Annotated in this window: 9 protein-coding genes; 3 read left to right on the top strand and 6 right to left on the bottom strand. The window is 47.5% G+C overall.

From position 1 onward, the window contains the following. Positions 1-57: 57 nt before the first annotated feature. Positions 58-1,263 carry an IS4 family transposase gene (locus OCY70_RS16840; protein WP_261944490.1) on the top strand — a complete coding sequence of 402 codons (1,206 nt, stop codon included), beginning with the start codon at positions 58-60 and terminating at the stop codon, positions 1,261-1,263. Between the two features lie 591 nt (positions 1,264-1,854). Here OCY70_RS16840 and OCY70_RS16845 read toward each other — a convergent pair. The 6 genes from OCY70_RS16845 to OCY70_RS16870 all read right to left on the bottom strand — a co-directional run bounded on the left by OCY70_RS16845 (position 1,855) and on the right by OCY70_RS16870 (position 9,222). Next, positions 1,855-3,045 carry an IS4 family transposase gene (locus OCY70_RS16845; RefSeq protein ID WP_261944587.1) on the bottom strand — a complete coding sequence of 397 codons (1,191 nt, stop codon included), beginning with the start codon at positions 3,043-3,045 and terminating at the stop codon, positions 1,855-1,857. 746 nt (positions 3,046-3,791) lie between these two features. Further along, entirely contained in the window at positions 3,792-5,135 is a 1,344-nt protein-coding gene (gene pgtP, locus OCY70_RS16850) for an MFS transporter (protein ID WP_213431221.1), read from the bottom strand. A gap of 3 nt (positions 5,136-5,138) precedes the next feature. Next, positions 5,139-6,182 (bottom strand): ABC transporter substrate-binding protein, encoded by a 1,044-nt coding sequence (locus OCY70_RS16855; protein ID WP_213431220.1) that lies wholly within the window; start codon positions 6,180-6,182, stop codon positions 5,139-5,141. Next, positions 6,179-6,997: a DUF3919 family protein gene (locus OCY70_RS16860; RefSeq protein ID WP_261944990.1), complete on the bottom strand. Its 819-nt coding sequence runs from the start codon at positions 6,995-6,997 to the stop codon at positions 6,179-6,181. The genes OCY70_RS16855 and OCY70_RS16860 overlap by 4 nt, the downstream gene beginning before the upstream one ends. A gap of 73 nt (positions 6,998-7,070) precedes the next feature. Then, complete coding sequence (locus OCY70_RS16865; RefSeq protein WP_213431218.1) at positions 7,071-8,510, bottom strand: sensor histidine kinase; 1,440 nt, start codon at positions 8,508-8,510, stop codon at positions 7,071-7,073. Positions 8,511-8,544: 34 nt separating this feature from the next. Then, entirely contained in the window at positions 8,545-9,222 is a 678-nt protein-coding gene (locus OCY70_RS16870; protein WP_213431217.1) for a response regulator transcription factor, read from the bottom strand. Between the two features lie 404 nt (positions 9,223-9,626). On the opposite strand from OCY70_RS16870, the gene OCY70_RS16875 reads away from it, so the two are divergent. Together OCY70_RS16875 and ytxC are read left to right on the top strand one after the other, a co-directional pair. Next, complete coding sequence (locus OCY70_RS16875; RefSeq protein WP_261944991.1) at positions 9,627-10,985, top strand: IS1182 family transposase; 1,359 nt, start codon at positions 9,627-9,629, stop codon at positions 10,983-10,985. A gap of 700 nt (positions 10,986-11,685) precedes the next feature. Next, the gene (gene ytxC / locus OCY70_RS16880) at positions 11,686-12,603 is read left to right on the top strand and encodes a putative sporulation protein YtxC (protein ID WP_213429622.1); all 918 of its coding nucleotides are present in this window, start codon (positions 11,686-11,688) and stop codon (positions 12,601-12,603) included. Positions 12,604-12,700 lie beyond the last annotated feature (97 nt).

Consider the following 12,700-nt stretch of genomic DNA (forward strand, 5'->3'; position numbering starts at 1 on the left):
TCCTAATGTTGAAGGATAGGCATGTTACCCATTCCCTCACCAAAAGGAGAAAAGACCATGGGTAATATACCAGATCAGACCGTCATTTGTAAATGCCTAAATTTGATTCAGCTCTCGGACGACGAATTCCCAATCTTCAATTATCGACGAAAGTTTACACTCGTGAGAGCGATCAAACTACTCATTGATGCTCAATTGAATAAACGCACGGACCTCGAAGATATCTGCAACGCGTTGCGTGCGAACGAACAGCTGCAGCAGGCGATCCACTTGAAATCCATTAGCGCTTCCCAACTCGTACGTACACTCAGAGCGTTGCCTTTACCGGTGTTGCAGCAGCTATGGATTCAAGTGACACAACGTTTGCAACAACTTTATCCGAAGCAGGGTATCCCCGGCATCGGGAAACTGAGCATTGTCGATTCAACGGTACTTACACTCCCTGATGTCGCTGGAAAATGGGCCTACTGCTCCAAACACAGCAACGGGGTAAAGATCCACACCAAACTTGCTGTTTGCGACCCGGATACCGTCTATCCCGAAAACATTGTTTGTTCCACACGAGGCGTTGCTGACAGCGAAGTGGCTTTGGATCTGGTGATCGATAAAGATGCCATTCATGTTTTGGATCGCGGGTACATCACATATGGTCACTATAAGCAGTGGCTGGATGATAATCTACGCTTCGTGGCACGCATTAAGAAAAGCAACAAGACGGCGATCATCTGCGAGCACGAGATCGATGAAACGACGCCTGTGGTGCGTGATGCTGACGTGATCGTGAGCTACAAGGATGAAGAAGGCCATGTGATAGAAGCCCAGCTCCGGTTAGTGGAGTATACCGATGAGAAGAACCGCCAGTACCGTGTGCTTACGAATGTCTGGGATAAGTCCGCAGCCCAAATCTGCGAGATTTATCGGCGCCGCTGGATGATTGAATTATTCTTTAAATGGATGAAGCAACATATGAGCTTAGTCCATTTGTACAGTTTCCATCCAGAGGCAGTATGGAACCAGATTTTTTTAGCCTTCATCGCATATGGTTTAGTCATGTTGGTCCGGAAGGAGGCTGACACCACTCAAACGCTATGGTCATTTCTAAAGCTGCTTCGGGTCTATATGAATAAAACGTGGGATCAATTTTTGATGGCACTGCACCGCAAACCAACCAAGCACTCGAAGGGCAGGCGGAAGAAACGAAAGGGTGGTCGACCACGAAAACACCCAAAGCAATGTAAGACCGTTAAAGTGGTGATTAAATAGGTAATAATGGCATATTAACATTTGATGGTAACATGTTCCTATGGTTTAGTAGGAGATCGACTTTTGGCTTTGCTAGGAAAAAAGAAACTGTAAATATATATAAATAATGATTATTAGTTCCGTATCTGGAGTTTAAAGTCTTCTTCATGTCAGGTTCTATGCAACGCTAGTGTCGACTTGGAGCGAAAGGGCCTAAAATGATGTAAATATGTAGCAATTCCTCGGAATGAGGACTCATTGAGCCGAAATTCCTGTAAAATAGCAGCAATTCCCTCCAAACGTTCAAGCCTCAGAAGGCAACGATGCCTCCAGAAGGCGATGATGCCCCCAGGATCCGACGCGGTCTCTTGGATCCCGTAAAAGACGGCAGGATTTTCTTCCGTGCCTATGGGTTGGAAGCAAAAATCGGCGAAAAGGATGTACTTTTACACTAGCGTTGCATCGAGCGGTTAGTTCATAATCTAATTTCAATTAACATCAATATATGATATATATTTACATTTGCGATGTCCGCGCTAAGTCTAAAAAAGTCGAGCTGGAAACAGACCCTACGCGTTATCCATTATATGTAAAAATCGTTTTCGTTTGTCATTACGTCACAATCAGTCTCGGTTTCATCGACTTTGTTGCCTTTTTCGGACGTCTCCCATTTCGCTTTGGTCGACCTCTAGATGTTCGAGTCGGCTTGCGGTTGAGTGCAGCGATCAAATTTTCCCATGGTTTTTCCGCATAGATGCGAATCAACTGGAGGAGGTCCCATGTCGACTTTTTACAGTCCAGTGTTAATTTAATCAGCAAACAGAGAGCATACGCGATTAAAGCAATATACATTTGGTTCCAAATCGCTTCGGCCGTATAACCGTGGGGTTTTACCAATCGAATATGCTGCTTGACCCATTTAAAAAACAACTCAATATGCCAGCGATTTCGATAAATCTCGGCAATTTGATGTGCGGATAAGTCAAATCGATTCGTTACAATTCGATAGGTACGCCCTTGGTCATCGTTAAACTCAATCAAACGCAGAACCGCTGGCAGCTCCGGCATCGTCACATCAGCATCAAGGATAAACCCATTCTGCCTTTTGGGGAGGTCTCTTTTTCTGATGATCGTTAACCGGCTCTTTTGCTTGACGCGGCAAACAAATTTAATCTTATCCTCTACCCATTTCTGAAAATGGTCGTACACCTGGTATCCTCGGTCCATCACGTAGGTCGCATCTTTATCCACTGTAAATTCCAACACGACTTCATGATCGGCTACATCTTTGGTTGAAGCGACGATCTTGTCTGGATACATCGTTTTGGAGTCCGCAACGACCAAGGAGGTGTGCATCTTCACGCCATGGCTACTTTTGGAACAATAGGACCATTTCGCGAGAATGGGAGGTAGTGTAATTCCCGATGAATCGATTAGCTTGAGTTTCCCAATACCAGGCGTAATGCCGCGTTTCCCTTTTGTAAGTTGCTTGATTCGATCAATGAGCGAGAAAAAGAGCGTCTGAAGATACTCCATAGGCAGCCGTTTCAGCTTCCGCGATAGTTGGGAAGCGCTTATGCTCTTGAGTCCAAGCAGTTCTTGAAATTCAGGATTAGCGGCTACATGCTCTGACATGACTTTGTATGAGTCTCGTTGCTGAAGCTGTGCCTCTACAAATAAGAGTGTCGAAGCGCCGACAAACAACTTTTGGGCCCGGTAATCCAATGACTCGTGTCGAGTAGAATGAACATGTAACCATTTTAGGCATTGACAAATGACGTTTTGATTCGGTACGTTATCCATAGAAATCTCCTTTGTTGAGGCGTTTTTATGGATAACGCTTTGGGTAACTCAACAATAGGAGATTTCTTTATTTTTGTCCACGAATATAGTTCAATAAGTTACAAATATAGAGACTTATGGGGTAGAAATTTTCGTAAAAAGATTGATGCAACGCTAGTGGTACTTTTACGGGAATTGCATCAGATAGTGGCTGAAATAGCATAAAATCTTGCTCAGATGCAGGATTCGGTGCCTCAACCATCTTCCGCAGCTCGTCCTTTTCCCGCCTCTATATTCTTTGCGTTAGCTTGATGGGGATATGCTCTTTTTGCTATTTTTAGGGTTGGTGTTTACAATGGGAAGCTTACTTGACTGACAATCGAATTTTTCCGAGTAAAGGGTTGTCTCTACGGGAGACAGCCCTTTTTGGGTCCTCGTAAGGTCGTCCACCGCATACCAACGTGAAAGCATCCAGGACATCGTTGATCCTCCCAGCAAAGAAAAGAAAGTGTACTCCTTTCAAAGGTAAATGCCTAATTAAGATCTGGGATATAGCCGGGGCATGACAAAAGTGATAGCAGTACGATATGTATTATATTACGAATGGGGCGTTAGCACATGTTCTCCGAACCCATAACTAAATGAACGGGTATGGCTAATGTTTTTGCTCTTGCCCCTGAAGCTCCATCTCGCACGATAAAAAGCAAACCCTCTGATGCCCAGCCCTGGTAGCGTGACATCAGAGGGTTTTTATATCCTGCTACGACTTACGCTTGGTTCGCAGCGTTAGCCAGCTTCTTCTTGCGGCCGACCTGAATCAGCGTCAGGAAGAGTGCTGCCAGTAGCCCACTCGCGAGAAGCAATAGGAAGCAACCGTTCCAACCGGAGGATTCGACGATAAATCCAACGAGTGCGCTTGCAGTCAAGTTGCCGAACAAGTAAGCAAACAAACCAGTCATGCCAACAGTGGTACCTACAGCGAACTTCGGTACGAAGTCGATTGCGCTCAGGCCAATCAGGAACTGCGGCACATAGATGAGACAGCCGATAATGGATACGGCGATAGTAATTACGAGGACGTTCGTAGACTGCCAATACACGAGCGTAGCCAACACGACGCCGACCATGCTGATAATACAGAGTGGCATCCGGTTGCCTTTGAACAACTTGTCGCTAAGCACACCGACGACGAGCGAGCTCAGAATGGCTGCCCATTCGAATACAGCAAATGCAACGTGATACTGCGATTGCGTGAAGCCTTTTTCTTCCGTCAAGTATAATGGTACCCAGTTCAAGACGCCGAAGCGAATGAAGTACACGAATACGTTAGCCAAGCACAGGTACCAGATGAATTTGTTTTTAAGTACATATTTGATCAAGATTTCTTTCATCGACAGCTTGTCGCCGTCTGGATTGCGTTCCACATCGTCATAATCGTTGCGATATTCATCGATTGGCGGCAGACCAACCGATTGCGGAGTATCCTTGCCCCAGAACCATACGAAAACGGCGATCATCATGGCCATAATCGAGGGAACGACGAAAATTCCGGTTTGCCAGTAAGCCGAGCCTAGAATCCCTAATGCAACACCGACGATTGGCGCGATAATGCCTCCGCCGATATTATGGGACGTATTCCAGATTCCCATATACGTACCGCGCTCTTTCTTCGAGAACCAGTTCGCCAGTACGATACTGCAAGGAGGAGCGCCCATGCCTTGAAACACCCCGTTCACGACAAGCATTATGAAGATGAGCCCGAACGAGGAAGTAGATCCTAAGATAAGGTTAACGACGGCAGACAAGAACAAACCAACAGCGATAAATCGCTGCGTATGGGCTTTGTCCGCCAAATTTCCCATGAAGAATTTGCTTATTCCGTAGGTAACGGCAAGTGCCGCGCTCAACATACCGATTTGAGAAGGGGTGAATCCGAACTCACTCTTCAAATATGGTGTGGACAACGTAAAGTTGCTGCGTACTAAGTAGTAGCCTGCGTAACCTATAAAAATACCGATTAATGTACGCATACGGAAAATTCGGTACATCTTCGCGATCATGTGCTCCGGCAATCGAGGTATGGCGGGAGCTTTTTTCAACCAACCTAACATTCTTCATTCTCCTTGACCTTTTTTGTCCGCACGCATTCTGTTCCAAAGGTCAATGATTTGTTCATGCCTACGCATGGAACTGTGTACAGGTAAGACAGCGGAATTCGCTGCATCCTGCTTGTTCTCGTGAACGGTCGGGGTGCCGTAAGACACTCGTTCCAAGACAGCGGCCGCCTCTTGTGACAAGCTGTAGTTGATGAACCAGTCTGCAGCGGCCTCATTGGGCGCGTTCCGGATTTTCGATATGCCATTAACGAATAGGCTCGTATTTTTCGGAACGCTGCTCACGATATCGAACCCGGCCTCGCGCAGCTTGCGCTGATCTCCCAGAAAGTTGATACCGATTGCATACTCGCCCGAGCTGACGTATTGTGCGGGCATGAAGCCGTTTACAGTAAGCAGACCGATATTGCGGTTCAACTGTCTCAAATAATCGGAAGTTCTCTGGTCGCCCCATGCATCGTATAACGAGGCGATAAACGTGTACGCGGTTCCGGAGTAATTCGGATCTGGCATGACAAGTTTGCCGCGATATGCAGGATCAAGCAGGTCTTCCCACGTTGTAGGGATCTTCAACCCGAGCGGCGCAAATTCTTGATTCCAACGTTCGCGATGAACCGCAATGGATAACTGCTCAACCTCGTAACCGGCCCAATACCCGTCCTCATCCTTGAACGGGAACGGGATAAGATCCATATTTGCGCTGTGAATCGGGGAGGATAGATCCTCTTCCTTCATCGTCATGTGCGCATCGATCGTTCCGCCAATGACGAGATCCGCTTGCGGCTTCGTTGATTCTTGAGACACGCGGCGCAATATCTCCTCTGTCGACAGCCGGATGTACTCGTACGTACATCCTGTTTGTTGACAGAAGGAGGACAGCAGCGCACTGCCGACTTCTTCTCGAGCGGCCACGTATACAACCAGATGGCGCCCCTTCATGTCGGGCATACCTTGCTCATTCACAGTAATGGCATGATGATCATTGGAACAGCCTGTCTGCGCAACTAGACAGACGAATAGTAAAAGGTAGAGTAATCGTGTCATCTTATATCCGCCTTTGCGTTCTTTCGATGAAGCAGCTTCTCCAAGCCCGCCTGCAAATAGATCGAATTTCCGTTGTCATCGCCCATATACTGCATGACGACATAGTCGGAATACACGACAATATGCAGGATATTGGCGCGGTCATATTTCAGCTCCTTGTCCTCCTTGTATGCAGTAATAGAGCCGAGCGGCTTCTGCTTGCGGAGCAACAATTGCTTAATTTCGACCAGATCTTTGATTTCCAATGCTTGTTGAATGCTGGACACCAAGTAACCCTTTTCATGATCAAGCAAATTTCCTTGTACGCCATCAGAGCGGAAAGTGAGCCCCTTTGCAGTTCGTATGAATTGTGCGAAATGCTCGGGCGTATAATAAAGACTTTGCAACTGAGTCTGCAGGGCAGACAGCAGAGGAGTCTCGTGTCCAGGGCCGTAAGACCATTTGCCTAGGGTAAAGGTGCTGCCAAGCTCAAAGGTCTGCTCGCTTCCGTTCAAATATTGGATACGTCCCGAGAGAATGGCCTGCTCACTGTCGGTTTCAGTAGACAGCTTCGGTTCATACTCCTGCTTGATCCGATCCATATAGGATACGAACGCGTGCAGACTTACCTCGTCATTGACATGCACAGATCCCCATTTCTGATGAGAAATTACTGCTTGAACAGGAAGGGAATCGCTTACTTTTCGCAATACTTCATGCTTATCGTCAATAATGCCGACCTTCTGATAGACCTGCTCATTCAGGAAGAAGCCGGCAAAAGACAGCAATAGAATGATTCCCGTAAAAAGAAAGGCACTCCATATAAGCTTGTTCATTCTGCATTACTCTCCTTGCTCAGCATAAACAATCATCATTTCATAATCTCCTCGTAATTGTTTCATAAATGTATTATTTCGAGCATATTGGCAGAGGATGTGTATCCAATGCTGCCGGCGAGCGGAATTGGAGCGTGATCGTCGTTCCGATCCCATCCTCGGATTGTATGGACATTTCTCCTCCTTGCAGGGCCATCAGTTGCTTGCATATGAGCAATCCGAAGCCATTGCCTGCGTCCGATGTCAGGCTCTCGTCCGATGAAGAGCTTTCGAACCGTGCAATGAGGGAATGACTTATGCCGATTCCATCGTCTCGGATCGTAATTCGCTCGGCATCATCGCTTGATGTCTGTTGAATCACTAGCTCGGATGCATCGCTGTATTTGATTGCGTTATCGAGCAGGTTCAGGAAAATCTGCTTCGTCTTATCCGGATCCGCGACAACCATCGTAGGTACTAGCTCGTTGTGCAGCCGAATCCGATATTTGTCGAGTCGTGGCTGCATTATATAGACGCCTTCGCTCGCAATCGCCGCGATATCGCATATGGTAGGAGATACCGAGAACGGGCTGTCTCCATACTTGGACTGGCTGAGCAGTTCCTCGACAAGTGTAAGCATGCGCTCGCTTTCCACGGAAATATGGCGCAGGCTTTCTTGAACATCCTTCGGATCCTTCAGACGTGGAATAAGGTTCGAATATCCCATAATCGCGGTCAGAGGCGTCTTCAGCTCATGAGTGACTCGATCCAGGAAATCGCGCTGCTTGTCCTTCTCCCGGCTTAGCTGCTTGATATGCAGCTCGATTGCATCGGCCATTGCATGCAAGGAATGCGCCAACTGACTTATTTCCTCATAACCGCTCAATTCGATACGGCTGCCATAATGGCCGTTGGCAAGCTTCTTCGCCATATCTCGAAGCTGCTCGATCGGTTTGCTCAGCGACTTGGCGAAGCGATTCGCAATCAACACGGCGGCAGCGAGAATAAGCAAGCAAGCCACCCCGAAGGTGACCTTCATTCGCTTGAGAAGCTGCGATTCATCCTCCAAGGGCTGGAGGAATCGAATTAATCCGATGACTTGATTGTCGACGTAGATTGGGCTAGAGAACAGCAGCAATGGAAAAGGAGAGGCCTTTTGGAACATATAGGACTTATTGCCAAGCATCGCTTGTTCCATATCCTGATTCACATAAGACAGCGCTCCTCTCTCGGTATCGGCCAGGAAGAGATGATGCGCGTTAATGAGCTGAACACGAATGCCCATGCGCTTGGACAGATATGAGGCAATGAGCGGCGCCCCTTTTTGAAGCGTGACGTCTGGTCTTCCTTTTTGTTCGCGTTCCACATAATTGATCGTGTAGATTTGAGCTTCTACGCTTAGCTTTTGCAGCGAATTGACCGCGGAGTGATAAACATTATTCTGCAAAGAAATATCAAGCACGATATAGAGAAAAAGCATGACAGGAATGAATAGGGCAAGAAGTGCCAAGTGAAAGCGTTTCTGTAAAGTCATGGGTTGTCCACCTTGTTCAAAATGGCCGTGCAACTCAACAATCTATTTTGTATCCGACGCCGTAAATGGTTTTGATTCGCTCTCCTTCTTTTCCTAGTTTTTTGCGGAGGCGCTGTATCATAATATCGACAGCTCTCGTATTTTCCGGATAATCAAGCTTCCACACCTTCATAAGGAGATCATCGCGAGTGAAGATGCGCTGCTTATTGGATAATAACAGCAGAAGCAGATCATACTCTCGATACGTTAGCGTAATTTCCTGTCCGTTCACAACTAGCGCGCGCTTTTCCGGATCGACTTGAAAAGGTCCGCAATGCATGATGCTGGATCCGGAGTTCGTCTGATCTTGTTTTTTCATCCGTCTTTCGATCACCTTGATTCGGAGCAGCAGCTCCGTACTGTGGAACGGCTTGACGAGGTAATCATCCGCCCCTAATTGCAGTCCCAGCAGCTTGTCGTTGATTTGTCCTTTGGCGGTAAGCATGATGACGGGAACGTCTGAATTGCTGTTGCGGAACTCGCGCAGCAATTGATACCCATCTATATCGGGAAGCATAACATCAAGAATAATCAAATCTATCTGTTGCGCCTGCCATTGTTCGTGCGCCGCTTGGCCGCTCGCGGCCGTGTGCACCGCGTAGCCTTCGATCTCGAGATTGAGACGGATGAGGTTCAAGATGCTCTGCTCGTCGTCGACAACTAGAATATTCATCGCGTCCTCCTTCTAGGGTGTGGTTATCATTGATCGCACAAAAAAGCAGCCTGGCAAAAGGCCGCTCCTTCTTCTATTATACGGACATACCCATAACTGTGCACGAAATGCTTCCTCATTAAACACGGTAAAATATACTAGCTAATGCTTCGCAAGACTCGCGGTATGACGGGGAGAGTACGCGCGATATGCGTAGGGAAAATATTCCGGTTATGTACGGGAGAGTGACTGGGCTTGAGTGTGGAGAATTCTGCAAAACTGCAGTATTTTCTTTTTCTCACAGGTAGAATTTGGGGAATTAATGCAAAAGTCAGAGTGTTGAGAAAGTCTATGTTAATTACCCATTCACCGCGTTAATTTGGTATAATGTTCTTATCATAATCCATGGAAAGCGCGGTGTTTGTATGCTTTACACGAATGATCCCAACCCACAACTGGACTATGAACTGGTTTGTCTTGAGCATATGGTTGCCCCTGATCACTTGCTTCGTCATATCGATAAACATATTGATTTTACCTTTATTTTGGACCTTGTGCGTCCTTACTACAGCGAGTCGAACGGCCGACCATCTGTGGATCCCATTGTGTTCTTTAAAATGCTGCTGATCGGCTACTTGTATAACATTCGCTCAGAGCGAGAACTGGAGCGAGTCGTCAACGATTCCCTGGCTTTTCGGTGGTTCTTACGGCTCGGGCTTTCCGGCAAAGCGCCTGACCATTCGATCTTTAGCTGGAACCGGAAAAATCGGTTTAAGGATACTACCGTCTTCCAAGATATCTTCGATAATATCGTTCAGCAGGCGATTCAGCACAACATGGTGGGAGGGCGGCTGCTCTTTACCGACTCCACGCATATCAAGGCAAATGCCAATAACGGACGGTACGAGAAACGAGAAGTCACTTGTACGCCTTATGAATATCTCCAAGAGCTGGAGCAAGCCGTGAATGAGGATCGGGTCGCTTTTGGAAAAAAGCCACTGCCTCCCAAAGAGGAGGCCGAAACCAAGGAACAAAAAGTTAGCTTAACAGATCCGGATAGCGGAAACCTGAATCGGGATGGAAAACCGGAAGGGTTTCATTATTTAGATCACCGCACCGTAGATCATAAATACAACGTGATTACGGACTGCTACGTTACGCCTGGAAATGTGAATGATTCGGTTGTTTATGTGGATCGTCTACTACATCAAATAGAGAAGTTTGGCTGGGAAAAGTCGCTGGAGGCCGTTGCACTCGACTCTGGTTACATGACGGCCTATGTTTTTTACCGTACGAACAAATTAAACATCACGGCAGTTATTCCAGAGCGTTCGACCCGTGAACACGGTGTATTTCCCAAAGAGAAATTTCATTATGATGCAGAAAAGAATGTTTTTATCTGTCCAAACCAGCAAAAACTCACGTACCGCACCACAACACGAAAAGGATTCAGAGATTATAAATCCGATCCCAAACAATGCGCTGCCTGTCCATTATTGAGCAAGTGTAACGAGAACAAAAATAAACAACGCACCATACAACGGCATATCTGGGAAGAACACAAAGAGAAAGTAGTTCAAAACTTCCAGAGTGAGAGCGGAAAAGCCGTTTATGCCCTACGCGCCCAAACCATTGAGCGAAGTTTCGCGGATGCCAAAGTGCTCCATGGACTTCGCTATTGCCGATTTCGGGGAAGAGACAAGGTGCAGGAGCAAGTGCTGATGACAGCCACTGCACAGAACATAAAAAAGATAGCCACACATCTCGCCAGAAGGGTGGGGTAAAGCAAAGACCCCATCCCCCCTCCATTCTCTCTCACCAAACACCACTTTTTCCCAGCAAAATGATATTACATTGATATTACTTCGTAAAAAACAGGGGTTTTCCAACAGCCTGAAAAGTGCAGGATTTCGCCGGTTTCACCTCTAAATAAGCGGAAATTGGTATGAATTCCTGTCTTTATGCAGGAATTTCTATTTCGGGAAGCCCCACCAAGCCGAAAACTGTATATTTGCAGCAATTTTGAGCCAAGGCCGCCGCATTCACCGGATCCCTCTTCACCGCAACACCTTTCACTGCACTGCACGTTCCCTGCACGCAACCCTCCACGCAACCCTCCACGCATATCCTACGAAACACCGAACACCGAACGAATTACGCGCGACTCACGCAGGAATCACCGTTACTGCATACACATTTCACCACATAAATCCTCATACGTATGGCCATGCAACGCAATACCTCATTTCGCCATGCCAAGCGAGCTTTTCTGACGGGCCGCGGCACAGTAGAGCTTTGCACCTCACAGCCATGGCCTCACCTTGTCTGACCTCCTTCCGCCAGCCTGTCTGACATGCCGGCCCTCAGCTTGTCTAAATTGCCATCCCGCAGCTTGTCCGGCTTTGGCTTCATTTCCAGAACCCGCTTCGTATATCTGTTTCTGCAGCCCCATATACTGAAGAAGGAACAGAAAGGAGTGGGCATATGGAACTGTTCACGTTAACGCTTCCGAATGCGTCACGGGAAGAGGTTTTGTCTTTAAGCAAATTGCTGCAGCAGGAGCTGGGTGATTTACATAAAGAACAGACGATTGTCCAATTGGATGTCACGTTCGGTGAACAGCTAAGCTCCATTGCATGCAGCGGAGTGCTGCCGGATTTTCAACTGGCGCGTCATGGCGCCGAAGTACGGAATCGAAGTGCCCGCGCCTTGGCCGAATTCATTCTGACCGCCAAAGAAGAGCAGATTCTGCGCGCCTTGATTCAAAAATATACGAGCTATGAGCCGGAGGAATGCCTCAAAATCGAAAATTACTGTCTGCTGCTATTGAGCGGCGGTGACGATACCGGGGGGCAGGAGGCGCGGCGGCGCCGCAAAAAGAAGGTGATGCGGGCCATCCGCAGCTATTTGGAGGAGCATACCTCCCTTCATCTGGACGGATTCATCCGCTTCCGTCTGCAGCCTTATATGGCCGAGCTCCAGGAGGTCGTCGATTATGCCGTGGATGAATTTGTGCTCGAACGGCAATACCAGGAATTTATCGCGCTGTTGAAATATTTTGTCTATATTCAGGAAACGAAGGTGCCGCTCGCGCATCTGATGCACAGCGGAGGCCATGATTTTACTTTGCTGAATGAGGAATTGCAGCCATTGGAGCCGAAGCATGTCATGGACGGCATGATCGTGGAAATGGTCGATTGCGATATGGAAATGGAGGACATGATTGTGAGCACGCTCATCAATGTCTCTCCGCAAAATATCATCATTCATACGCGGGAGCCGGATTCCCAGGTCATCAAGACGATTCAGCAAATTTTTGAATCGCGGGTCCATGTCTGCATCCGCTGCAACGCCTGCCAATCGATGCTCTGGCAGAAGCAGGAGACGGCGCCTGATTATTGACGGGCTGGGCCCCTGCTTGACCTCCTGCCGAAAATGCCATATAATATGGCATAATCCAACAATGCGATATCAGTCGCGATGCAACATGCTGTGACGA

The organism is Paenibacillus melissococcoides (assembly GCA_944800085.1).
In the GTDB taxonomy this organism is placed as follows: Bacteria; Bacillota; Bacilli; order Paenibacillales; family Paenibacillaceae; genus Paenibacillus_B; species Paenibacillus_B melissococcoides.